The organism is Sulfitobacter sp. TBRI5 (assembly GCF_051013555.1).
Classification (GTDB): Bacteria; Pseudomonadota; Alphaproteobacteria; order Rhodobacterales; family Rhodobacteraceae; genus JL08.
This window is the reverse complement of record NZ_CP112884.1, coordinates 2,227,408-2,251,705: the sequence shown is the minus strand read 5'-3', so window position 1 is coordinate 2,251,705 and position 24,298 is coordinate 2,227,408. Positions and strand designations below refer to the sequence as shown.

At 59.3% G+C, this 24,298-nt stretch carries 21 protein-coding genes; 14 read left to right on the top strand and 7 right to left on the bottom strand.

Annotation, left to right across the window (positions count from 1 at the left end; all coding sequences use genetic code 11):
* Nucleotides 1-109: 109 nt before the first annotated feature.
* Both hrpB and OLX72_RS11295 read left to right on the top strand, forming a co-directional pair.
* A complete protein-coding gene (gene hrpB, locus OLX72_RS11300; protein WP_433988674.1) occupies nt 110-2,551 on the top strand; it encodes an ATP-dependent helicase HrpB in 2,442 nt (813 codons plus the stop codon).
* Between the two features lie 12 nt (nt 2,552-2,563).
* Nucleotides 2,564-3,118, top strand: a complete 555-nt coding sequence (locus tag OLX72_RS11295; RefSeq protein WP_433988673.1) for a sugar O-acetyltransferase — start codon at nt 2,564-2,566, stop codon at nt 3,116-3,118.
* Here the strand turns inward: OLX72_RS11295 and OLX72_RS11290 are convergent.
* The 3 genes from OLX72_RS11290 to OLX72_RS11280 all read right to left on the bottom strand — a co-directional run bounded on the left by OLX72_RS11290 (nt 3,115) and on the right by OLX72_RS11280 (nt 6,859).
* Nucleotides 3,115-4,668 (bottom strand): acetolactate synthase large subunit, encoded by a 1,554-nt coding sequence (locus tag OLX72_RS11290; protein ID WP_433988672.1) that lies wholly within the window; start codon nt 4,666-4,668, stop codon nt 3,115-3,117. The genes OLX72_RS11295 and OLX72_RS11290 overlap by 4 nt on opposite strands.
* 12 nt (nt 4,669-4,680) lie before the next feature.
* Entirely contained in the window at nt 4,681-5,607 is a 927-nt protein-coding gene (gene argF, locus OLX72_RS11285; protein WP_114871149.1) for an ornithine carbamoyltransferase, read from the bottom strand.
* 85 nt (nt 5,608-5,692) lie between these two features.
* Nucleotides 5,693-6,859 carry an aspartate aminotransferase family protein gene (locus OLX72_RS11280; RefSeq protein ID WP_114872385.1) on the bottom strand — a complete coding sequence of 389 codons (1,167 nt, stop codon included), beginning with the start codon at nt 6,857-6,859 and terminating at the stop codon, nt 5,693-5,695.
* 285 nt (nt 6,860-7,144) lie between these two features.
* On the opposite strand from OLX72_RS11280, the gene OLX72_RS11275 reads away from it, so the two are divergent.
* From OLX72_RS11275 to mdoH, 9 genes are all read left to right on the top strand, one after another.
* Nucleotides 7,145-8,035: a DMT family transporter gene (locus tag OLX72_RS11275; protein WP_114871150.1), complete on the top strand. Its 891-nt coding sequence runs from the start codon at nt 7,145-7,147 to the stop codon at nt 8,033-8,035.
* Between the two features lie 128 nt (nt 8,036-8,163).
* Nucleotides 8,164-9,423 carry an MFS transporter gene (locus OLX72_RS11270; protein ID WP_114871151.1) on the top strand — a complete coding sequence of 420 codons (1,260 nt, stop codon included), beginning with the start codon at nt 8,164-8,166 and terminating at the stop codon, nt 9,421-9,423.
* 148 nt (nt 9,424-9,571) lie between these two features.
* Complete coding sequence (locus OLX72_RS11265; protein WP_114871152.1) at nt 9,572-10,135, top strand: GcrA family cell cycle regulator; 564 nt, start codon at nt 9,572-9,574, stop codon at nt 10,133-10,135.
* 200 nt (nt 10,136-10,335) lie between these two features.
* Nucleotides 10,336-11,940 (top strand): thiamine pyrophosphate-binding protein, encoded by a 1,605-nt coding sequence (locus OLX72_RS11260; RefSeq protein ID WP_114871153.1) that lies wholly within the window; start codon nt 10,336-10,338, stop codon nt 11,938-11,940.
* The gene (locus tag OLX72_RS11255; protein ID WP_114871154.1) at nt 11,924-13,129 is read left to right on the top strand and encodes a CaiB/BaiF CoA transferase family protein; all 1,206 of its coding nucleotides are present in this window, start codon (nt 11,924-11,926) and stop codon (nt 13,127-13,129) included. Before OLX72_RS11260 ends, OLX72_RS11255 begins: the two co-directional genes overlap by 17 nt.
* Nucleotides 13,130-13,298: 169 nt before the next feature.
* Nucleotides 13,299-14,660: a tetratricopeptide repeat protein gene (locus tag OLX72_RS11250; protein WP_433988671.1), complete on the top strand. Its 1,362-nt coding sequence runs from the start codon at nt 13,299-13,301 to the stop codon at nt 14,658-14,660.
* A 30-nt stretch (nt 14,661-14,690) separates the two neighbouring features.
* Nucleotides 14,691-15,911: an OpgC family protein gene (locus OLX72_RS11245; RefSeq protein WP_433990456.1), complete on the top strand. Its 1,221-nt coding sequence runs from the start codon at nt 14,691-14,693 to the stop codon at nt 15,909-15,911.
* Complete coding sequence (locus OLX72_RS11240) at nt 15,911-17,446, top strand: glucan biosynthesis protein (protein ID WP_114871156.1); 1,536 nt, start codon at nt 15,911-15,913, stop codon at nt 17,444-17,446. The genes OLX72_RS11245 and OLX72_RS11240 overlap by 1 nt, the downstream gene beginning before the upstream one ends.
* Nucleotides 17,443-19,344 carry a glucans biosynthesis glucosyltransferase MdoH gene (gene mdoH, locus OLX72_RS11235; RefSeq protein WP_433988670.1) on the top strand — a complete coding sequence of 634 codons (1,902 nt, stop codon included), beginning with the start codon at nt 17,443-17,445 and terminating at the stop codon, nt 19,342-19,344. The genes OLX72_RS11240 and mdoH overlap by 4 nt, the downstream gene beginning before the upstream one ends.
* 3 nt (nt 19,345-19,347) lie before the next feature.
* Here the strand turns inward: mdoH and OLX72_RS11230 are convergent, their stop codons facing one another.
* Genes OLX72_RS11230 through OLX72_RS11220 form a run of 3 tightly spaced genes read right to left on the bottom strand, consistent with a single transcriptional unit; the run spans nt 19,348 to nt 21,213 of the window.
* Complete coding sequence (locus tag OLX72_RS11230) at nt 19,348-20,253, bottom strand: alpha/beta hydrolase family esterase (protein WP_254684627.1); 906 nt, start codon at nt 20,251-20,253, stop codon at nt 19,348-19,350.
* On the bottom strand, nt 20,193-20,705 hold the full coding sequence (locus OLX72_RS11225) for a rhodanese-like domain-containing protein (RefSeq protein ID WP_254684628.1): 513 nt from the start codon (nt 20,703-20,705) through the stop codon (nt 20,193-20,195). Before OLX72_RS11225 ends, OLX72_RS11230 begins: the two co-directional genes overlap by 61 nt.
* Nucleotides 20,695-21,213, bottom strand: a complete 519-nt coding sequence (locus OLX72_RS11220; RefSeq protein ID WP_114871158.1) for a YHS domain-containing (seleno)protein — start codon at nt 21,211-21,213, stop codon at nt 20,695-20,697. The genes OLX72_RS11225 and OLX72_RS11220 overlap by 11 nt, the downstream gene beginning before the upstream one ends.
* A 301-nt stretch (nt 21,214-21,514) precedes the next feature.
* Here OLX72_RS11220 and OLX72_RS11215 point away from each other — a divergent pair, with 301 nt between their 5' ends.
* The gene (locus tag OLX72_RS11215; protein ID WP_114872389.1) at nt 21,515-22,102 is read left to right on the top strand and encodes a VOC family protein; all 588 of its coding nucleotides are present in this window, start codon (nt 21,515-21,517) and stop codon (nt 22,100-22,102) included.
* A gap of 26 nt (nt 22,103-22,128) precedes the next feature.
* Here OLX72_RS11215 and OLX72_RS11210 read toward each other — a convergent pair whose 3' ends face one another.
* Nucleotides 22,129-22,581 (bottom strand): Lrp/AsnC family transcriptional regulator, encoded by a 453-nt coding sequence (locus OLX72_RS11210; protein WP_433988669.1) that lies wholly within the window; start codon nt 22,579-22,581, stop codon nt 22,129-22,131.
* A 72-nt stretch (nt 22,582-22,653) separates the two neighbouring features.
* On the opposite strand from OLX72_RS11210, the gene OLX72_RS11205 reads away from it, so the two are divergent.
* Together OLX72_RS11205 and OLX72_RS11200 are read left to right on the top strand one after the other, a co-directional pair.
* Nucleotides 22,654-23,247 carry a LysE family translocator gene (locus OLX72_RS11205; RefSeq protein WP_114871160.1) on the top strand — a complete coding sequence of 198 codons (594 nt, stop codon included), beginning with the start codon at nt 22,654-22,656 and terminating at the stop codon, nt 23,245-23,247.
* Nucleotides 23,248-23,330: 83 nt separating this feature from the next.
* Complete coding sequence (locus tag OLX72_RS11200) at nt 23,331-24,293, top strand: acetyl-CoA carboxylase carboxyltransferase subunit alpha (protein WP_433988668.1); 963 nt, start codon at nt 23,331-23,333, stop codon at nt 24,291-24,293.
* Nucleotides 24,294-24,298 lie beyond the last annotated feature (5 nt).

Here is a 24,298-nt window from a genome sequence, read left to right as displayed (position 1 = left end):
ATGCCCTCGTGATTGGCTTTTGCGGTTTCCCTTTTGTCCGGCAGCAGACCCGTGATGTCCAGACACAGTTGCACTTGGCCCGCCCGCCAATCTGCCCGATAAGGTGCATATGAAAGACAGATTGCCCATTGACGACGTGTTGCCCGATGTTGTCGACGCCCTTCGCACCGACAAACGCGTCGTTCTTCAGGCGCCCCCCGGCGCGGGCAAGACAACCCGGGTGCCTCTGGCTGTTTTGCAGGCGGGGTTCTGTGATGGCCGTATCATCATGCTTGAACCCCGCCGTCTGGCGGCACGTGCCGCCGCAGAACGCATGGCGCAAACCCTGGGTGAAAAAGCCGGCCAAACCATCGGCTACCGGGTGCGCGGTGAGTCAAAGGTTTCGGCATCCACCCGTGTCGAGGTCGTGACCGAAGGCATTCTGACCCGGATGATCCAGAGCCAGCCCGATCTGCCCGGCGTGAGCGCCGTTATCTTTGACGAATTCCACGAACGTTCGCTGAACGCCGATCTGGGACTGGCGCTGTGTCTTGAAATCGCCGGCGCCCTGCGGCCTGACCTGCATCTTGTTGTCATGTCAGCCACGCTGGATGCCGGCCCGGTCGCGGATTTGATGGATGCCACGGTGATCACGTCACAAGGGCAAAGCTTTCCGGTCGATATCCGTTGGGCGGAACGGCCCACCGCGCCCAAGATGCGGTTGGAATCGCTGGTGGCCGATGCCGTTCTGCAGGCAACACAGGAAACCGACGGCGGTATTCTGGTCTTTTTGCCGGGTGAACGGGAAATCCGCCGGGTCGAAGCCACCCTGAAAGGTCGTACCCCGCCGGAATACACCGTGCGCCCGCTGTTCGGCGCGATGGAATTCGCCGCGCAACGTGCAGCCATTTCGCCAGACAGAACCACCCGCAAGATCGTACTGGCCACATCCATTGCCGAAACCTCGCTGACGATCGAGGACGTGCAGGTAGTGATCGACGCCGGACTTGCGCGGCGCACGCGGTTCGATCCGGGCAGCGGCATGTCGCGGGTGGTTACCGAACGGGTCAGCCAAGCCGAGGCGATACAGCGCACAGGGCGGGCCGGGCGTGTCGCTGCGGGAACCTGTTACAGGCTTTGGACCAAGGGCGAACACGGCGCACTGGCTGCATTTGCCCCCGCCGAAATCGAAGTGGCCGATCTTGCCGGGCTCGCTCTGGAACTGGCCAACTGGGGAAGCACGCTGGACGATCTGGCCTTTCTGACACCGCCCAATCCGGGCAGCTATGCCGAAGCGCGGGCCTTGCTGAACCTGCTGGGCGCGCTGGATGATGCGGGGCGCATCACGGCCCATGGCAAGGCGCTGGCCGAAGTCCCCTTGCATCCACGACTGGCACATATGCTGTTGATCAGCGGAAGGGCTGCGGCCCCGATTGCGGCGGTTCTGGCTGAACGGGACGTGTTAAAAAACGCCCCCGTCGATCTTGGCCTGCGTCTGGAAGCGGTGCGTGATCCGCGCCGGTTCGGCACATCCCGTTCTTACGAGATCCGGCAGGGTGTCATGGCGCGCATTCGTCAGGATACCAAACGGCTGGAACGGTTCGTGGCAAAAAACGGTGGTAAAAGCGATGCCGAGATGGCCGCGCTGGCCTATCCTGACCGCGTCGGATTGCGCCGTGCGGGCGATGCGCCGCGCTATATCCTGTCCGGTGGCAAAGGGGCCGTCATGCCCGAAGGCGACCCGCTGGCGTCTACGCGTCTGATTGTTGCCCCCGATCTGGATGGCAACCCGCGCGAGGCCCGCATCCGCGCTGCCATTGCGATCACCGAAGGCGAGGTGCGCGCGTGTTTCAAAGACCGGATCACCTGGCAGAACCTTTGCGAATGGTCCCGCCGTGACCGGCGCGTTCTGACCAGACAACAGGAACAGTTCGGTGCACTGGTCTTGCAAGACCGCATTTGGCGCGATGCATCGGAAAGCGAGATTGCACAGGCAATGCTGCAAGGCGTGCGTGACCTGGGCATTGTTCTGGACGGGGCCGCGGCGCAATTTGCTGCGCGTGTGGAACTGGTGCGCGCCGGTGGCACATCCCTGCCCGACATGTCGCCGGACGGGCTTATCACATCCATCGACGACTGGTTGTTGCCGCATCTTGGGGGCGTGCGCACGGCGGATGACTGGAAACGGTTTGATTTGCTGCCTGCGTTGCGGGCCGCGTTGAACTGGGATCAACTTCAAATGCTGGACAGGCTGGCGCCGGCACATTTCATCACTCCGCTGGGGCGCAAAGTCGCGATCGACTATAGCACGAGGCAACCGGAAATTGCGATAAAGCTGCAGGAACTGTTCGGCGTTACCCGCCACCCGGACATCGCGGGGACACCGCTCAAGATGACATTGCTGTCACCGGCGCAGCGCCCTGTTCAGGTCACGATGGACCTGCCGGGTTTCTGGGCCAGTTCCTATCAGGATGTGCGCAAGGACATGCGCGGACGTTATCCGCGCCACCCCTGGCCCGAAGATCCAACCGTTGCCACCCCGACGACCCGGGCCAAACCGCGCGGAACATAGAGAGAGTTTAAAATGGGCCGGTCAGAGCTTGATAAAATGAAAAACGGCCACTGGTACACCTGTCTGGACCCGGAACTGGAACGGATGCGTGACCGCGCACGAAATGCGGTTCACAGGCACAATACAACCGCCCCCGAAAAACGCGGCGCGATCGCGCCCGAACTGGCTGCGCTTCTGGCCTCTGTCGGACAAGATACAATGATCGAAGCCCCGTTTCATTGTGCCTACGGCATCAACATCACCTTGGGTGACGCTGTTTACCTGAATGCGGGTTGCATCATACTCGATACCGGCCCGGTCAGCATCGGGGATCGATCCATGCTGGGGCCCGGCGTGCATGTGTATTGCGCCGAACATCATAAAGAGGTTGCAAAACGTCGCGCCGGGCTAGAGGTGGCGCGCCCTGTGCGGATTGGTCAGGATGTCTGGATCGGCGGTGGTGCGATCCTGCTTGCTGGCATATCCATCGGCGATGGAGCCATCATAGGCGCGGGCAGTGTCGTGACCCGCGATGTTGCTGCCGGTGCCACTGTCGCCGGCAATCCTGCGCGCGAAATCACCGCTTAATCCGCAGGAACCACCAGTTCGATCAGAAAAGGACCGTTGGTGTCCAACCCCTTGGTCAAGGCATTATTGAACGCCTCCATCGACGTGGCGCGCGCTGCCGGCACACCATGGCCCTGCGCCAGAGCAACCCAGTCCAGATCCGGATCAACCAGATCGAACATGCGGTGCGCATTGCGTCCGACGCTGTCCACACCGACAGCTTTCAATTCTCCGTGCAGAATCTGATAACCGCGATTGGCAATCACGATAACAACCACGTTCAGGTGTTCACGCGCCATCGTCCACAGCGATTGCAGCGTGTACATCGCCGATCCGTCACCACTTAGCGCAATGACCTGACGATCCGGGCACGCCACCGCGGCGCCGGTCGCACAGGGCAAACACTGGCCAATTGCGCCACCGGTTGTCGCCAGCAGATCATGCGGACGGGCCGTACGCGTGGCGGAGAGCAACGGAAACGATGCCGTGACGCTTTCATTCACGATGATGCTGTTTTCCGGCATCAGCGCCGCAATCGCAGTCCCCGCCTTTTCCAGTGTTACCGTTCCTTCAGGCAGCGCGGGCAATTCCAGCGGTACAATGTCCGCCGGCGCATCGTCCGAAATGCCGAGTGTCTGCGCAAGCGCGTACAACGTGCCCGCTATGTCCATACCGGGATCACACAGGGAATGGACCTGACAATCTGCCGGTTCCGGCAGGCTGGGTTTTCCGGGGTACGCAAAAAAGGCGACCGGCCGGTGAAGGCCGCACAATACAATGTGGCTTGCCTGTTCAAGCTGTCCCAGTTTTCCGTCGATATGATAGACCAGCGGTTCAATCTGCACCGATCCGCCGCCGCGCTCGAGCCGAGGCACAGCCGTGTCGGACATCAGCCGACACCCAGTTTCATGCGCGATCTGTCCGGCAATCCGACGCAACCGGCCGTAAAGCGCATCGCGCCCCACCATCAGGCAGGCGCCGGGATTGCGCAGAACCTCGGCCGCTGCCGCAATCCGGTCGGCCCCCGGCAAACGCGGTTCCGGAACGGGTGCGCAAACGGCAACATCACCGCCCGGCTCCCAAGCTGTATCGGCAGGCAGGATCAAGGTCGCTATCTGCCCGCCGCCTGAACGCGCCGCCGTTATGGCAGCCGCCCCGTCCAAGGCAACGGATCGGGCATTCTGACAGGTGCGTGTCCAGTGCGATACGGCAGCACTGATCCCTTCGACATTGCCTTTCAGCGGGCTTTCATATTTCAAATGATAGCTGGCATGGTCCCCGACAATGTTGACAATACCGCTGCCGCCCTTGCGCGCGTTGTGCAGATTGGCAAAGGCGTTGCCGAACCCGGGCGCAAGATGCAGCAATGTAGCAGCAACATTGCCCGTCATGCGGGCATATCCGTCAGCGGCCCCTGTCGTGCCACCTTCGAACAGGCACAGGATGCACCGCATGTCGGGGTTTTCATCCAGCGCCGCCACAAAATGCATTTCGGACGTACCGGGATTGGCAAAACAGGTGTCTACCCCGTTCTCCAACAAGGTGCGCACCAGTGTTTCTGCCCCGTTCATCCCGTACGCCCCCTACACGCCCAGACACCAGCGCATGATCGCCTTTTGCGCATGCAACCTGTTTTCGGCTTCGTCGAAAATAACCGAATGCGGGCCATCCATGACAGCGCTTGTTGCCTCGTCCTCTCGGTGGGCAGGCAGACAATGCATGAACAATGCATCGGGTTTGGCAAAGCCCATCAGCCGTTCATTGACCTGATAGGGGCGCAACTGGTTGTGGCGCCGTTCCCGCGCGGATTGCGCATCATGCATCGATACCCAGGTATCGGTCACGACCAGATCAGCCCCAGCCACGGCGATCTCGGGATTGCGTTCAATCTCGATTTGCACGCCCTTTGCGCGCGCCTCCTCGACGAAACCCTGTTCGGGGTCCAGCGTCGGCGGGCCGGTGAAGGTCAGATCGAAACCGAACTGGCCCGCTGCATGAATGAAAGAGGCGCAGACATTGTTGCCGTCACCGGTCCAGACAACCTTTTTGCCCTTGATCGGGCCACGATGTTCTTCAAACGTCTGGATGTCGGCCATGATCTGGCAGGGATGTGTGCGATCCGTCAGCCCGTTGATCACCGGAACATCGGCATATTCTGCCATTTCTGTCAAAACCGCCTCGTCAAAGGTGCGGATCATGATCAGGTCCACATATCGGCTGAGAACGCGCGCCGTATCAGCGATTGTTTCGCCGTGGCCCAACTGCATGTCATTGCCGGACAGAACCATGGTGGTGCCCCCCATCTGACGGGTTCCGACATCAAAAGACACCCGGGTGCGGGTCGACGGCTTTTCGAAAATCAGCGCCACGATATGCCCGGCCAGCGGCTGATCGTCATCGGGCATCCCCCGAAGCCGCCCCTTGCGCGCCTTTTTCATGGCTGCGGCACTGTCAATCATCGTGCGCAGATCGGTTGGATCAGTTTTGTGGATATCCAGAAAATGTTTCATATCAGTCTCTTTGCTGGTCCGGTACGACCGGGGGTTTTACCCCCGGCCCCCCAAAGTATTTGTGAAAAAGTGAAGCAAAAGCGGCTTAAAGTGTGGCGGCGGCGCGATCCAGTCGATCGACCGCTTCTGCCAGATCCTGATCTGAAATGTTCAGCGCAGGCAGAAGGCGCACGACATTGTCTGCGGCCGGAACCGTCAGCAGGTTTTGATCGTATGCAGCCGCCACCACATCTGTGTTCGCTTTCCTGCATTTCAGCCCCATCATCAGACCGACACCGCGCACGCTGTCAAAGACATCGGGATGCGCTGCCACCAGACCTTCGAGCCTTTGCCGCAGGAAACCCGCCTTGCGGCTGACATCCGCCAGAAAATCCGGGTCTGCAACGATTTCAAGAACAGCCCGTCCGACAGCACAGCCCAACGGATTTCCGCCATAGGTGGACCCGTGCGTACCGGCCGTCATCCCCGAGGCCGCATTTTCACGCGCCAGCACGGCCCCGAGGGGAAAACCGCCCCCGATGCCCTTGGCCACCATCATGATATCGGGTTCGATCCCCGCCCATTCATGCGCAAACAGCTTGCCAGTGCGCCCGACGCCGCATTGCACCTCATCCAGAACCAGAAGGATGCCGTGTTCGTCACACAGATCGCGCAAGCCCTTGAGGCATTGATCGGGAAGCGGGCGGATGCCGCCTTCGCCCTGCACCGGTTCGATCAGGATCGCGGCGGTGGTATCGCCGATCGCGGCGCGCAAAGCATCGTGATCAGCCCAGTCCAGATGCACAAATCCCGGCAAAAGAGGGCCAAAGCCCTTCGTCATCTTTTCGGATCCGGCGGCTGCTATGGCCGCCGCTGAGCGCCCGTGAAAAGCCCCGGCGAAGGTGATAATGTCGACACGATCCTGCTGGCCCTTTTCGTACCAGTACTTGCGCACCATCTTGACCGCCAGTTCGCAAGCCTCGGTGCCGGAGTTTGTGAAAAAAACGGTATCCGCGAACGTATGGGCAACCAGAAGATCCGCCAGCGCCGTCTGGTTGGGAATGTTGTAGAGATTGGCCGTGTGCCAGAGTTTCTGTGCCTGATCGGTGAGCGCGGCGACAAGAGCAGGATGGGCATGGCCCAGCGCATTCACGGCAATACCCGCACCCAGATCCAGAAACCGTCGGCCATCCGCCTCGACCAGCCAGGAACCGGCGCCTTCGGTAAAAGAAAGCGGCGCACGCGAATAGGTCGGAAGTACGGAAGGGATCATTTTGGCTGTCCTTTTGAAAGTCGGGCCGAACAGAATGTATTCGTGCAGTTGGATCAATATTTATGCAAACAGGGCGGCTGGCAAGCCGCCATACAGGATCGCGCGCGGGTCAGGCGCGGGTGGTTCGGCGTCGCAAGAACGCAAGGGAAACCAGATCATTCATGGCGCGTGTCTAGCCCAACACGCCCGTTGTGAAAAGCAAAAACTACGACCCTGCCCTACCCGCTCAAACCACCTTGCAATCCGGGGCTTGCGCGCTGTGCAAAGCCTTGTCATAGCGCTGCAATGTATGCAGCCAAACAGAACAATCCGGCGCTGGCGGCGGCCCTGATCGGGGCGGCCACCGCCTTTATCGCGTCCACGACCCTGTTGGCAAAAATGCTGGGCACCGACACGTTGGGACCACCCCTGCATCCGTTGCAGATCAGCCATGGCCGGTTCCTGTTCGCATTTGTCAGCATTGCCATGATTGCAACCGCTGTGCGCCCGGTTCTTGGCAAACCCCATTGGGGGCTGCATATCGGGCGCACCCTGTCTGGCTGGCTGGGCGTCACGCTTATGTTTGCATCGGTTGCCTTCATCCCGTTATCCGATGCAACTGCCATCACATTTCTCAATCCGGCCTTTGCGATGATCCTGGCCATTCCGCTGTTGGGCGAACGCGTCGGCCAAATTCGCTGGTCTGCTGCGGCCATCGCTCTGGCGGGTGCCATGATCCTGCTGCGCCCGGCACCGGACAGTTTTCAACCGGCGGCATTGCTGGCATTGGGGGCGGCCATGATCATGGGGCTTGAGCTGATTTTTATCAAGAAACTGACACGCCGCGAAAACCCGTTCCAGATATTGCTGGTCAACAACACCCTGGGTGTCTGCATTGCATCCGTCGCCGTCGTGTCTGTCTGGCAAGTGCCCACACCCGCGCAATGGGGCGCGCTGGCCGCACTTGGCATCTTGATGGCGACGGCACAGGCGCTGTTCGTCAACGGCATGGCGCGTGCGGATGCTAGCTTTGTCGCCCCGTTCAGCTATGCCACGCTTGTGTTTGCAACGCTTTATGACTTTGCAGTGTTTGATGTCATACCGGACGGCATCAGCGTTCTGGGCTCTATGATCATTCTGGCGGGTGCGCTGCTTTTGGCGCTGCGTGAAAGCCAGTTGCGGCGCAAAAGAACCTGACTTCCCCATGCCCGGATCGCGTTTTGTGGCCCTTGGATGGTTCAAAGCCGTCGCAAGCCTGTCGCAAACAAGGGCGCATTCGGCACAGTATTTCGCCACTTTGGCCGCAAAACACCAAGGCCTGAACAATGCATGAACGTCGTATTCCCGAATGGCTGCGTCACGCGCCGGCCCCCAGCGTGCGCGGTTTTGCGGTTCTGGCCGGGCTTGAGGCGGTGGCGCGCGGCATTCTGATTTCGGTCATTCCGCTCTTGATGTATCGCACGCTTGGGGATGCCCAGCTTGTATCCAGCATCTATTTTGTCTTTGGTGTTGTTTCGCTTCTTGTGGGCTTGATGGTGCCATGGCTGATCAGGTTTCTGCCACGCCGCTGGATGTATACATGCGGCGCTGTCATGTATATTTCCGGATCGCTTATAGCTATTCTGGACACGCCCGCAGCCGTTGTTGTCGCGGTCGGTTTGAACACAGTCGCCATCGTTGTCACTTTTGTCTGCTTTAACGCCTACGTGCTGGATTACATCGCCAAGATTGATCTTGGAAAATGTGAAACGTCGCGGATGCTCTACAGCGCCGCAGGCTGGACGGCAGGCCCCGCAATCGGCGTTCTGTTATACGCTTGGTGGCCCGCCCTGCCGTTTCTGATCGCGGCTTTTTCCTGCGCCTCGATGCTGGCAATGTTCTGGTACTTGCGTCTGGGGAACGGCAAACTCATCACACGGGCGCGCGCGCCGGCCCCCAATCCCGTCGCGTTCCTGACCCGCTTTTTTGTGCAACCAAGGCTGGTTGCGGGTTGGCTGTTTGCGGTGATCCGGTCATGCGGCTGGTGGATTTATGTCGTTTACCTGCCGATTTTCGCAATCGAGAACGGGCTGAGCGACCAACTGGGCGGCATCCTGCTTTCGGCAACCAATGCCTGTCTGTTTTCAGCCCCGCTGATCCTGCGCTGGATGCTGCGGCGTTCATTGCGCCAATCGGTTCAGACCGGATTTGCGCTGGCGGGCATCACGTTTTGCGCGGCTGCGGTTTTGTCCGGTTGGCCTGCCATAAGTGTGGCTGCGCTGATGTTGGGATCTTTCTTTCTGATCGTTCTGGATGTGTGCGGCGGATTGCCATTTCTGATGGCAGTCAAGCCGTCGGAACGAACAGAAATGTCCGCCGTCTATTCCAGTTTTCGCGACGTATCGGGCATTCTGACGCCGGGTGGGGCATGGCTGGTGCTGATTGTCGCCCCCACGTCCGGCATTTTCTTGGTTGGCGGTCTGGCCATGTTTGGGGCGTGGGCCATCGCATCGCGCCTGCATCCCCGGCTGGGTCAGGCCCGCGTTTCGATGGAACCGCCACGCGCACCTGCATTGCCCATGACGCCGGATGCCCCGTCTGTCTGAGATTGCGGCGGCATCGGCAAAACCGCATTGATCGGCATTGCGTGTGCAAGACGCCTTGTAACTCGTCCCGCAGTGATTAGAATAGGTCGCTGACACGATTTTTAAGGGCGGTCCACAACGGGGCCGCTTTTTAGCTAAGGAAAGCCCCATGTCCTGGACAGATGAGCGCGTAGAGATACTCAAGAAGATGTGGGGCGAAGGCCAATCCGCAAGCCAGATTGCAAAGGAACTGGGGGGCGTTACCCGGAACGCTGTTATCGGCAAGGTGCACCGTCTGGGGCTGTCGAACCGCGCAGGCAGCGGCGGCACAGCCAAAGCCGAACCCAAGGCGAAACCCGCCGCAAAAGCCGAGGCCAAACCCAAATCTGCACCAAAGCCAGACGTGCAGACCGAAGAACAACCCGAACCGCCCAAGCCCGTTCTGCCGATCCGCAAGCAGATCATTCCCGCCGGTCAGCCCCTGCCACCACAACCTTCCGCCAATGAAATCAGCCCCGAAGCGCTGGCCAAGGTCAGCGAAATCGAAAAAAAGGCCAAACGGCTGACGCTGATGGAATTGACCGAACGGACCTGCAAATGGCCTGTCGGTGATCCTGCGACAGATGATTTCTGGTTCTGTGGTCTTCCGGTCAAAGCCGGCAAGCCCTATTGCGAAGCCCATGTCGGCGTTGCCTTCCAACCAATGAGCGCGCGACGCGACCGTAAACGCTAACACGCGTTACAACCGCTTCTTTTTGCTGAAAATACGGAAAAGCCCGGCCTGCTTCATGCGGGTCGGGCTTTTTGATTGAATTGCCGCGCTCTACACCTCTGCGTGAATAGGAGTTGCGACCCAACGGCCCTCATGAGAAAGCTGTGTTGAATTCGCAATCCAGCCCGAGGTTCACATTGACTTATTCCGCACCTGAAAAAATGCGCGCAGCCGATGCCATTGCCAAACGGTTGTACAAGGCCGGTTGCCGCCATGCGTTTGGTATGCCCGGAGGAGAAGTGCTGACCCTTGTTGATGCGCTTCAACGCGCCGGGATCAGGTTCATTCTGGCCAAGCATGAAAATGCCGCCGGGTTCATGGCCGAAGGTGTCTATCATCGCGATGGCGCACCCGGCATCCTGGTGGCCACAGTCGGGCCCGGCGCATTGAACGGCCTGAATGTCGTGGCCAACGCACATCAGGATCGCGTTCCGATGATCGTGCTGACAGGCTGCGTTGATGCAGACGAGGCACAGACCTATACGCATCAGGTTCTGGATCAAACGCGCGTGTTTCGCGCCATTACCAAAGCCACTTTTACGCTGTCCCAGGGGGCCGCACACACGATCGCAGACAAGGCCGTTGCAATCGCCACAGAAGGCAGACCCGGACCGGTCCATATAGATGTCCCCGTCGAAGTCGCGGATGCGCTTGTGACCGGCATTGTGCCAACCTGCCGTACAGATGCATCCCCGACAGCCCCAAGCGGCCCCGATCTGGAACGGGCCCGCGCCATGCTTGCAAACGCCAGAAGGCCGCTTGTTGTGGCCGGTGTCGATGCAATGAACCAGAACGCGGCCACTGCGCTGTTGTCCTTTGCCGAGACATTCGGCGCACCCGTCATCACCACATACAAGGCCAAGGGGTTGATCGCGGAAGACCACGATCTGGCACTGGGCGGTGCCGGCCTTTCCCCCAAGGCTGACGCGGTCCTGCTGAAACTGGTGGAACAGTCTGATCTGATTATCGGTGTCGGCTATGATCCGATCGAAATGCGCCCGGGCTGGCGCAATGTCTGGGATGCCTCGGTCACCAACATGATCGATATCATTGCCGAACCCAATCACCATTACATGCATCAGGCGACACTGAATTTCATAGCCGACTGTACGGCAACGCTGAACGCGATTGGCGACAACGTGTCGCCGCAAACCACCTGGCAAGACGGAGAAGTCGCACGCGTCAAGGCCGAATTGGCCAATGCCTTTCCTCAGGACGAAGGCTGGGGACCGGCCGCAATCATCAACGAATGCCGCAAGACCCTGCCGCGCGACACACTGGCCAGTGTGGACAGCGGCGCGCATCGTATTTTGCTGTCGCAGATGTGGGAATGTTACGAACCGCGCGGATTGGTGCAATCCACCGCATTGTGCACGATGGGCTGCGCCCTGCCGCTGGCGATGGGCATGTCACTTGTGGAACCGGACAGGCCGGTTGTTTCGTTTTCCGGCGATGCGGGGTTCCTGATGGTGGCCGGCGAATTGAGCACCGCCGCGGAACTGGGCCTGAACACCATATTTGTCGTCTTTGTCGATGCATCCCTTTCCCTGATCGAAATGAAACAGCGGGCGCGCCAGATGTCCAATCAGGGTGTCGATTTCGGGCATCACGATTTCGCGGCAATGGGGGCCGCTTTCGGAGGGGCCGGTCATACCGTAACTTCGCGGGCTGAATTGCGCGAGGCACTGGAAACCGCGCAATCGGCTGACACATTCACCGTGATCGCCGCCATCATCGAACGGAACAGTTATGACGGACGTATCTGACACACCGATGGCACTTGACGGGCTGATTGTGCTTGATCTGACGCGCATTCTGGCCGGGCCGACTGCAACGCAATTGCTGGGCGATCTGGGGGCCACGGTGATCAAGATTGAAAACCCCAAAACCGATGGCGATGATACGCGCGGCTGGGGGCCGCCTTATGCACCGGGAGTGGACGGAAAAGACACCGATCTCAGCGCTTATTTCATGGCCGCGAACCGCAACAAAAAATCTGTGGCAATCGATATTGCAACGAAAGACGGCCAACAGACCGTGCGCAGGCTGGCCGCACGCGCTGATGTAGTGATCGAGAACTACAAACCGGACGGGTTGGTGAAATACGGGCTGGATCACCGGACGCTGTGTGCGGCCCATCCCGGACTGGTCTATTGTTCCATTTCCGGGTTCGGCCAGACCGGCCCCAACCGCAACCGCCCCGGTTACGATCTGATGGCGCAGGGCTATGGCGGCATCATGAGCCTGACAGGCGCACCGGACGGGCCACCGATGAAAGTGGGCGTTGGCATCGCGGACGTGATGTGCGGCATGTACGCGACCGTCGGCATACTGGCTGCGCTGCGCCACCGGGACGCAACAGGACAAGGCCAACATATCGATCTGTCGCTGGTTGATGCGCAGATGGCCTGGCTGATCAACGAAGGTACGAATTTTCTGGCATCCGGCCAGTTGCCGCAACGTCGCGGCAATGCGCATCCAAATATCGTGCCCTATGATGCGTTTGCAGGGGCGGATGGCCATGTTCTGATCGCCGTCGGCAACGATGCCCAGTTCGCACGTTTTTGCGATGTTATCGGTCTTACCGATCTTTCGGCAAACCCGGATTACGCGACAAATTCGATGCGTCTGCAACACCGCGAAGCGTTGATGGGGCATCTGCACCCTGCGCTGGAAAAGCTGCCGGTGGCCGAGATATTGGAGCGGTTGAACTCTGTCGGCGTACCGGTAGGCCCGATTCTGAATGTAGAGCAGGCATTGACGTCGGATCAGGCAGAAGCACGCGAAATGGTCGTCAGCGCGGATTGTCCCGGAGTTGATGGAGGCCAGGTGCGCCTGCTGGGCAATCCCTTGCGATTTTCACGCACCCCCGTCCAATACCGGATGGCACCACCGCATTTTGGCCAGCATACGGATGAAATACTGGACAGTCTGCTTGATCCGAAAGACGCCTAAAGGCTGGGCAGATCGTAATAAAACCGGCTGAATCACGCCGATCTGTTCACTCCTATTCACGAAGTCCGCGATCCGCTTCACGGTTGCGTGTGAGGTGCGCACCATCTCTTTTTTTGCGGCATAAACACAGTACACACAAACCCTATTGGTATTCTGTCAGGAGGGCCGCATGGCCACAGACATCTGTAATAGTGACGTGACTTTGACGAAAGCGGAAGCGCTGGAAGACTGGAACGCGATGGTTCTGGCCTTTCTGGCGCATGGCACGGACACCCCCGTTCGGCTGGCTGCCGTTCTGGATCGCGAACCTGATTTTGCAATGGGCCATGCCGCGCGCGGGCTGTTTTCGATAATGATGGGGCGACGCGAGTTGATGGACACCGCCCGCACAGCGCTGCGCGCCGCGCGCCATGCTGCCCCCATTTCGGGCCGTACTTTCCGCGAACGGGGCTGGATCACCGCGCTGGAGGCCTGGCTGGCAGGCAGACCCAGCGGCGCCATTTCAGAAATGGAAAAGATTCTGGCGCAAAACCCCGCTGACACGCTTTCAATGAAGGTCAGCCACGCGATCCGGTTCATTCTGGGCGACGGTCCCGGCATGTTGCGCTCTGTCGAAGCGGTGTTGCCCGCGCACGGTGAAGACCACCCCTGCCGTGGATATGCGCTTGGCTGTCATGCTTTCGCGCTGGAAGAGGCCGGCGAATATGCAAAAGCAGAAAAACAGGGCCTGATCGGGCTTGAACATGCAAAGGACGACGCATGGGGGCTGCACGCAGTCACCCATGTTTTTGACATGACCGGACGTTCCGCAGGCGGCATAAAACTGATCGAGGATTATGACAGCGCGTGGCTGCACTGCAACAATTTCCGGTATCATGTCTGGTGGCACAAGGCGCTGTTGCACCTTGATCTGGGCGAACAGGATCAGGTGCTTGATCTTTACGATCAGAAAATCCGGCATGACAAAACAGATGATTATCGCGACATTGCCAATGCAACATCGCTGTTGATGCGGCTGGAACTGGAAGGCATCGCAGTGGGCGACCGCTGGGGCGAGCTTGCTGATCTGGCACAAAAGCGAACCGATGACGGATGTGTTGTTTTTGCTGATCTTCATTACATGCTTGCCCTGACCGGCGACAAAAGACCCTCAGATGCCCAGGCCCTTTTGGGGCGCTTTGCCTCCAGCGCACAAGCGCCCGGTGAGATGAACCAGATCGCGGCCGATCCCGGTGTCGCAGCCGCATCTGGCCTGACTGCATTTGCCGAAGGGCATTACGGCGAAGCGTTCCGCCAGCTGGCCGCGGCCCGTCCCAAGATGCAAACCATCGGGGGCAGCCACGCCCAGCGCGATGTGTTCGAACGGATCACCATTGATGCTGGCCTGCGCGCGGGTCAGTTCGATCAGACCGAGGCAATCCTGACGCACAGGCTGGTGCGGCGCGGCGGCGCCGAAGATGCGTTTGCCGCCAGCCGTTTTGCCGCACTGGACGCAGCAAGACTGGACGCCAGCCGAATTCCGGCGCAATAGCAGCACCGAATGCAACGGACCAGAATGGCAATGACCTTGGCGGACCCGATCCAAATGACGGCCCAGAACCCCGACCGTGCCAAAAGCGCGCCCGGGGGTGCTGTGCCTACCATACGCGATCCGCGACTGGATTTCTTTCGCGGCATGACGATGTTCATCATCCTGATCGCGCACACGCCTGGCAACTGGCTGACCCTGTGGATCCCGGCGCGGTTCGGATTTTCGGACGCGACCGAAGTATTTGTATTCTGTTCCGGCATGGCCTCGGCCATCGCCTTTGGAAAGGTGTTTCGCGATCAGGGCCTGCCCATGGGCACAGCCCGCGTGGCGTTTCGCTGCTGGCAGGTGTATTGGGCCCATATCTGCCTGTTCATCGCCATCGCAGTCACGATGGCAGCGTTGAATGCGTCGGAACTGTTTTCGCGCGATTATGTCGGGCAGCTTAATCTTTATCCTTTCTTCAAGGATCCGATGACAAACCTGCCCGCCTTGGTCACGCTGCGATATGTGCCCAACTATTTTGACATCCTGCCGATGTATCTGGTTGTGCTGGCGATGATGCCGGTTGTGATCGCACTTTACCGTTTTGCGCCGCTGGCCGCCTTGGGATTTATCGTTCTTGTTTGGGCGGCGGCGGATCTGGGCGGGCTGGCGCTGCCGGCGGAACCCTGGTCCGAACGTGAATGGTTTTTTAATCCGTTTGGCTGGCAACTGGTGTTTTTCACCGGGTTTGCGCTGATGTCGGGCTGGTTGCCGGTGCCGCCGGTGGACCGCCGTTTGATCATGCTGGCCGCTGCTGTGGTTCTTGTCATTGTACCCCTGTCCTATTTCCGCCTGCTGGGCACGTTTCCCGAACTGCGCGAGGTGCGCAACAGCCTGAGTTTCTTTACCGACAAGACGGATTTTGGATTGCTGCGATATGTCCATTTCCTCGCGCTGGCCTATCTGGCGTGGGTCGCGGTTGGCCCGAAGGGCGCACGCTTATTGCCGCCCTCGCAGGATAGCTTGGGCGCGCGGATATGGCGCTTCGTGCTGAAGGTGATCATGAAAGTGGGCCAGCAATCTCTGGCGGTGTTCATCGCGTCAATGTATCTTGCGCGGCTGTTGGGCGTGTTGCTGGATGTTCTGGGCCGCAACTACGCATCGATGTTTTTTGTAAACATGCTTGGTTTTGCCTTGCTGATTGGGGTTGCGTATGGTGCGGGCTGGTTCAAATCCCAGCCTTGGCGCCAACGGGCAGGAGTGCGCTGATGTTGCGCCGTGACGTATTAAAGGCGCTGGCGGCACTGGCCGCCGTACCCACCGCCGCATTCGCCAGCGAACCCGGCTTGCAGGTGGGTGACGCCACGCCGTTTTCGCACGATGCGTTGATTGCGCGTGCGCGCGCCATGGCCGGGCAGGCCTATGAACCGCGCGCTAACGTTCCACAGCCGTGGATCGACCTGACCTATGACCAGTACCGCGCCATCTGGTTTGACAGCCGCAATGCGCTGTTTGAAGGCACGGATGCCCCCCTGCGCGTTGATGTGTTTCCGCCCGGTCTCTATTTCCCGCAACCGGTCAAGCTATCGGTGATCGAAAACGGTGCGGCACGCCCTGTACTGTTTGATATGGCCGTGTTTGACACAACTGATCAGTTTCCCGATTTGCCTGTCGACGGCAACATGGGCTTTTCAGGTTTGCGCCTGCGCGCGGAACTGAATGAGCCCGGGATCTTTCAGGAATATGCGGTCTTTCAGGGGGCCAGCTATTTTCGCGGTATCGGCACCGGGCAGATTTACGGCCTGTCTGCCCGGGGCATCGCATTAAACACAGGTGAACCGGAAGGCGAGGAGTTTCCCGACTTTACCGAATACTGGATCGAACGACCGGCCCCCGAAATGGGCGACACGGTGATGTACGCCCTGCTGGAAGGACCAAGCTGTACCGGCGTTTACCGGTTCGATATCCGCCACGGCTCTGTTCTGGAAATGGATGTGCAGGCACATATTTTCGCACGCACCAACCTGACACATGTTGGCATTGCACCCCTGACATCGATGTTTCTGTTTGATGAAACGATGCGCGACCGGTTTTCCGATTTCCGGCCCGCCGTACATGACAGCGATGGAATGCTGATCCGCAACGGTGCGGGCGAAACCATCTGGCGGCCGCTGACCAATCCGCGCAGTCTTCAGATCAGCGCCTTTTCCGATATCAACCCGCAAGGGTTCGGCCTGTTACAGCGCGAACGCCGGTTCGGTGATTTTGCCGATCTCGAAGCGCTGTATCACCGCCGCCCCGGCCTTTGGATCACCCCCAAGGGCGATTGGGGGCGTGGGGCTGTCACCTTGGTCGAAATACCTGCCGATCTTGAGATTTATGACAACGTTGTAGCCTATTGGCGCCCGTCCGATCCCATTCCACAAGGTGGCGAGGCGCAGTTCGCCTATCGCATGGATTGGGGCGTTGAACCCGATCTGCCCGACGCGCCGTTGCGGGTTTTGAACACACGCATGGGGGCCCGTCCGCCCTTTGGCCCGGACGCGAAACTCGGCTTTATCATTGCCATTGATTTCGAAGATGGCGCACGGGTACCCGACGATCTGGACAATATCGAAAAACTGATCCGCACCAGTGCCGGCACCGTGTCCGAGGGCGTTTTGCAGACAAACCCGGAAACCGGTGGCCCCCGGCTTGCCTTTGCATTTGAACCTGAAGAGGCACAACTGGCGGAATTCCGCGTGCAATTGCGCCACGATGGAACCCCGCTAAGCGAAGTGTGGTTGTACCGGTGGACACCATGACATTCGCTTTTGAAAACCCCGCGCCGTTGATGCCTCCCCGCGCTCCGCTGGAAATGGTGGTGCAGGATTTGCGCCGCCGGTCTGCCAGCCAGGTTGCCCCGATGCCCAAACGCCCCGTTGCAGCATGGCGGGCGGCCGTTTTCATTCCGGCCCTTCTGGCAACTGCCGCCCTGCTGTTCGGCATCCACGGCTGGCTGTCGAGCGCCGGAATGACGTGGCTGGAATACGGTTTGCTGTTCCTGATCGGAACGATGTTCGTCTGGGTTTCCCTGTCGGTCAGTACGGTCATTGTCGGCGTTCTGGGCACGTTGCGCAGCGCAACCAAACCGGCATCGGGGCCAGCCGCTGCACACACACCGCTTAGTGTTGCACTGTTGGTCCCGATCTATAACGAAAGCGCGGCCGATGTGTTTGGCAACGCCGCCGCCATGATTGACGATCTGGCCCGCAAACGTTCAAAACACAGTTACAGCCTGTTTATCCTGAGCGACACGCAAGACATTTCGATTGCGCGCACAGAAGAAACCGCCCTGACAGCGTTGCGCGCGCAAGCGCCCGAAAACTTCAATATTTACTACCGCAGGCGTCTTGCAAACACGGACAAGAAGGTTGGCAATCTGGTTGATTGGATCACCGGTTGGGGCGCCGGTTATGATGCGATGCTGGTTCTGGATGCCGACAGCCTGATGAGCGGGCACGCCATAACGCGGCTGGCGGATGAGTTGGCCGCGGATCCGGCAGCAGGGCTGATCCAGTCTTTTCCAACGCTGATCGGGGCCGAAACCCTGTTTGCGCGCATCCAGCAATTTTCCAATATCGCTTACGGGTGGCTTCTGGCCGAAGGGCTGGCGCTTTGGGCCCAGCGCGAAGGTAATTACTGGGGCCACAACGCAATCATTCGCACCCGCGCCTTTGCGGCCTCTGCAGGTCTGCCTTACCTTCAGGGGCTGCGCGGGGAAAAGCAGCTGATCATGAGCCACGATTTCGTCGAGGCCGGTTTGCTGCGGCGTGCGGGCTGGGGTGTTCGGTTTCTGCCGCGCATCGGTGGCAGTTTTGAAGAAACCCCGCCCACGTTGATCGATTACGTATTGCGGGACCGGCGCTGGTGCCGGGGCAATCTGCAACATCTGCGCCTGCTGGCCACGCGTGGTTTTCATCCGGTTTCCCGTTTTCACCTGTTTCACGGCGCGGTCAGCTATCTGTTGTCGCCGGCATGGTTCATTCTGCTGATTGTCTGGGCATTACTGGGCAAAAGCGCCGAAACGAACGTGATAAGGTATTTCAACGAAACCAATCCGATGTTTCCGGCGTGGCCCGACATCAATCAGACAAATTCGCTGGTTTTTCTGTTGATCATGTACTCGATGCTGCTGACCCCAAAAATGACCAGTGCAATCATGATCGCCCTGTCGCCCAAGGCGCAAAAGCTGTTTGGTGGGCGCCGCGCGTTCCTGACGGCGTTTGGCGTCGAAGTTGCGTCTTCGATTGCCTATGCACCCATTCTGATGGTGCAGCAAACACAGGCCGTATTGCGCGCCATGTTCAGTGCGGGTGGCGGGTGGATGCCACAGCGGCGCGGGCCAAGCAGCTATAACCTGCGCACCCTGTTCGCGTTTCACTGGTTCGAAACGCTGATCGGCGCAGTGCTGGCGGTCGGGATCGTGGCGGGGCTGGTATCGCTTTGGTTGCTTCCGATCATAGCCAGCCTGCTTCTGGCGGTTCCCCTGTCGGCGTTCAGCGCGGTGAACCTGGCCAAGACGGCCCGTGGAGGATGGCGTCTGGACAGCCCCCACACGATCCGCGAACCCGGTATCGTTGCACAGGCCCGCATACAGCGCGCAAGGATAAACGCAGCCCTGCTCAACGCAGGCGACGCGCCCCAGATTGCCGCGGAATAATGACTACTGTGCCTCGAACCAGGTCAGGGCCATATCTGCCCAGCCTTGCGGCACACCATGCCCACCGGGAAACAGCGCCAGTTCCAGCGCGGTGCCTTCGCTGCACCGGGTCCAGCTGCGCCGCCAGAACGCTTCTGTCACGGTGAAATCGTCTCCGCGCAGTTGAAAACATCCGTTGGCGACCCGCCAGATTTCCATTGTGTGAAAGATATCGCCCTGCATCAGGGCCGCCGGATCATTGCTGTCAGCCCCGCGCAGCACGCGCCCCTCCAGCGGAACGGTCTTGTCGGTCCAGCCATGGGTGTGAAACAATTTGACGGGGCCGGCGCAGGTCGTCGGGTGCGGCCGCCAGAAGCCCCCCGCAACAGGTGCATAGGCGGCAAAGGCATCAGGTACCGCGCATGCCAGATAAGATGTCATGGAACCGCCGATCGAAAAACCGGCCAGCAGCATGTTTTCGGCATTCAGCCCGTGGCGCGCGGCGGCATCATCCCGCACTGATTGCAAAAAGGAAACCTCGTCCCGCAGTTGCGTTCTAAGCGGGTGAAAGGACCAGCTGCGCCCGTTGCGCCCCGTCATCGGCATCCCGTCCGGCGCGATGACGGCATAGCCGCGTGACAGTGCCACATCCACCATCCCGCGGTTGCGCAATGCACCTTCGCCGGTGCTGCCATAGCCATGGATAAACATCAGCGCAGGCCGCCCCGCGGCGGCGGTTTCCGGCAATTCGATATGGTAGGTACCGGATGCAATTGCGCAGGGGTCCGGCGATGTACTGCAGGCTGCCATGGCGGCGTTTGCCAACCCGAGCGACATCGCCAGTCCTGCAACAACGCCCAAAAGCCGCATCAGATTTCCGCCTTTTCCTGCGCCGTCATCTGGCGCACCGGCAATCGGCGGGCCATCCATCCCGGCCCTGCACCAGAGCCCAGCATACCTTCCGGCACATCCAGAACACCGGCAAACCCGGCTTCCATCAAACTGGCCGCTAGGCGACGCGAACGCACCCCGCGCGCGCAGATCACAGCGACGGGGCGATCGGGATATTCGGCATTCAGGCGCTGTAATTGCGCCGCAAAATCCGGGCGCCGCATGTCTATTGCAACGGCCGGGGCAGGAATGCCGGTTAGCGCCCATTCATCGGGTCGTCGGATATCGATCAACAGGATTTCGTTGCGCACCGCCGCGTCATGGGCGGCCTGAACATCCAGTTTGACGCTGGCGTTTGCTTCCAGATCTCTTTTACGCCACCAGACCGCGCCAATTGCGGCGGCAGACACCAGACCGACGCCAAACATCCGGCGCGACAGGTGCGCCGGATGTTTGACCTTCGGGTCATTCTGGGGCGTGTTAGTTGGCAACAGGGGCCGCAGACATAAAGTCAGGCACTGTTCGGTCAGATGCCTCTTGCGGATCCAGACTGACCCAGTTGCCTTCGGACAGTTCCAGGTTGCCGGGAATGTCTTCTTCCCAGAATCCGACGACATTTTGCGTAATGTTCAGATACAGCTTGTCATCCACGATCCGCCACAGATTGGGGTTCCCGGGAACCTTACCGCCCTTGGCAACGCCAAAGGCGCAGTGACCGTCATACTGTGGCGCGTATTTCGCCGGATCGGCCAAGAACGTGTCTCGGTTTTCTTCAGATGAAAAGGCGAATTTGGCGCCATTATATTCAGCCGTGATATCGGCGCGTCCCGGAATACCTTCGGGTTGGGCGCTGCCAACAGGGTTTTGCGTCAGGCTGCGATAGGCAACCACGTCATAGCCGGAAACCGCAAAGCCGGTTTCGTCAATATACTGTTCGCCAGCAAAGGCGGCTGTGCTCATCGACAGGATGGCGGCAGCGACAAAAGAAAAACGTTTCATTCGGAAAATCCTTGGATGTGTGTGCAGTGTCCACAACCTATGAAGATAATCGAAACCATGTCAGTCCCTCTCTCGGGTTTGTGAATTTGGCAATCGTTTCGTGATGAGACTAGCGTGGTTCCTAGTGGCTTTGCACGCATCTTGTAACGGTTGGGCCATGGAGGCGCTCAAGCATTGCGGAAAACTGAAACATCTGCCTTCGCTCGCGCCACGCACAGAAGATGTGCGCAGGACCGAAATGACATTTTCGGCCGTGTTCGTTAAAATCAGACATCCTTTCGAACTCTCAGAGGGCAAGATTATGCGAAAAATCCAGACGCAAGGCGTTCATCACATCACAATCACGGGCGCGGATCGTCAAACCTCGATCGATTTTTGGGAAGGTGTGTTGGGCATGCCGTTCGTGTTTGACCAGCCCAATCTGGACAATCCCGACGAAGGGCACGTGTATTTTGATCCCGGTGACGGCCGCCTGATCACGGTCTTTACCAACGAAGATCGCAAACCGGATCCGAAACGCACCCCGACCGATGCGGGATGTGTTCACCATCTTGCCTTTGCCGTCAGCAAGGCGAGTTTTTCTCAAGCGGTCGAGCGACTGGACCAGCGCGGGATCAAGCATTCCGGCCCGAAGGATCGCGGCTTTATGGATTCGATCTACTTCAAGGATCCGCTGGGTCTGCTGATCGAACTGGCCTGTTACCGGTTCGAGCCGCCGTTCGGATACAGCCATGCAGATGTGATGATCGCCGCGCACAGAATTCGGGTTGCGCGGGGCGATTACAACATTCAGGAATTGCACCTTGCCGACGCAATCGAAGAACTGGTTGCAAAGCGACAGGGGTCTTTGTCCGATGATCGCTCTGCCAAGGATCCGTATTCAAACTGAACCCCTGCGCTGGTACATGCCCGCAATCAGGCGCGTTCATCCTTGGGGGATCCCATCACCACATAGGATGTCAGCGATCTGACCTGCGGCAAGGTGCCCAGAACGTCTGTGTGGAACCGCTTGTAAGAGGGCAGATCGGCACATTCGACGCGCAACAAATATTCAATCGTGCCGGTTATGTTGTGGCATTCCCGCACCTCGGGCGCGTGTGCGACGGCCTTTTCAAACGCTTCCTGCGCCGCTTTGTTATGCACCCCAATTCCGACACCGATATATGCCGTGAAACCACCGCCCATGGCCGACCGGTCCAGCACGGCGCGGTATCCCTTGATCACGCCAGCGCGTTCCAGATCCTGAACGCGGCGCAGGCAGGCGGACGGTGACAGGCCGACTCGATCCGCCAGCTCCAGATTGCTGATCCGTCCATCACGGGACAGTTCTCGCAATATATGATCGTTTATTTGGTCAAGTTTTGCCATTCGTTGCTAAACTTCACGCTGCCACGCGAATTATGCAACTTAATTCGTCAAAAAATGACTAATAATTGCGCAGTGAACTATGAAATCCTCACAGCGCTAGCCGCTTTTTGCTTTGTTTCCTCGATCACACCGGGGCCCAACAACCTGATGCTGATGGCGTCAGGCGCCAATTTCGGATTCCGGCGCACCATTCCGCACATGCTGGGCGTCGGGCTGGGATTTGCCTTTATGGTTGTTCTGGTCGGGGCCGGGCTGGCGCAGGTCTTTAGCCAGTTTCCCGTTACCAACACGATTCTGAAAATCGTCAGCGTCGCCTATCTTTTGTTTCTTGCATTCAAGATCGCCACCGCAGCCTCGATCAAGAAAGGCGTATCGGTCGGCAGCCCGATGACATTCATGCAGGCCGCACTGTTCCAGTGGGTCAACCCCAAGGCATGGACCATGGCCGTCACGGCCGTGACGGTTTACATGCCATCAAATACCTACGCCGCAATCCTGCTTGTCGCGGCGGTGTTCGGGGCCATCAATCTGCCGTCGGTCAGCACGTGGACGTTGCTGGGACAGCAAATGGCGCGAATCCTGACAAACCCGCGCCGCCTTGTCATGTTCAACTGGTCCATGGCGGCCCTGCTGGTTGCATCGCTTTATCCTGTCCTGTTCCCGTAACGCTGCCCGTCATCGGGCAAACCGGATTGCAAAGGCGCGCATTGCCCGCCATATAAAGGTCCGTGACCGTCAAGGAGCGCCGCATGACCCATTATCTGGATTTCGAAAAACCGCTGGCCGAAATCGAAGGCAAGGCCGAGGAATTGCGCGCCCTGGGGCGGGCAAACAAGGAAATGGATGTCGCGGACGAAGCCAAGGCGCTGGACAAAAAAGCCGCCGATATGCTGACCGATCTTTACAAATCGCTTACCCCTTGGCGCAAGTGTCAGGTGGCGCGCCACCCCGACCGCCCGCATTGCCGCGACTACATCAACGCGATGTTCAGCGAATACACGCCACTTGCCGGCGATCGGAACTTTGCCGATGATCACGCCGTGATGGGCGGGCTGGCCCGCATCGACGGACGCCCGGTGATGGTGATCGGCCATGAAAAGGGCAACGATACAAAATCCCGCATCGAACGCAATTTCGGCATGGCGCGCCCCGAAGGATACCGCAAGGCCATCCGCCTGATGGAAATGGCGGGCAAGTTCGGCCTGCCGGTGATCACCCTTGTCGATACGCCCGGCGCATATCCCGGCAAGGGCGCCGAAGAACGCGGCCAGTCCGAAGCGATTGCCCGCGCGACCGAAAAATGCCTGCAAATCGGAGTGCCTCTGATCAGCGTGATCATCGGCGAAGGCGGATCGGGCGGGGCCGTTGCCTTTGCCACGGCCAATCGTGTGGCGATGTTGGAACATTCCGTTTATTCGGTCATTTCGCCCGAAGGCTGTGCCTCAATCCTGTGGAAGGATGCGGAAAAGATGCGCGAAGCCGCCGAAGCCCTGCGCCTGACCGCGCAGGACCTGATCCAGCTGGGTGTCGCCGACCGCATCATTCCCGAACCCAAGGGCGGCGCGCATCGCGATGCTGTCACGGCAATGAAATCCGTCAAATCCGAAATCCTGTCCATGCTGGATGAACTGAGCGATCAGAAACCCAAAGACCTGATCAGTGACAGACGTCGCAAATACCTGGATATGGGATCCAAGGGGCTTGCAGCGTGATTGGT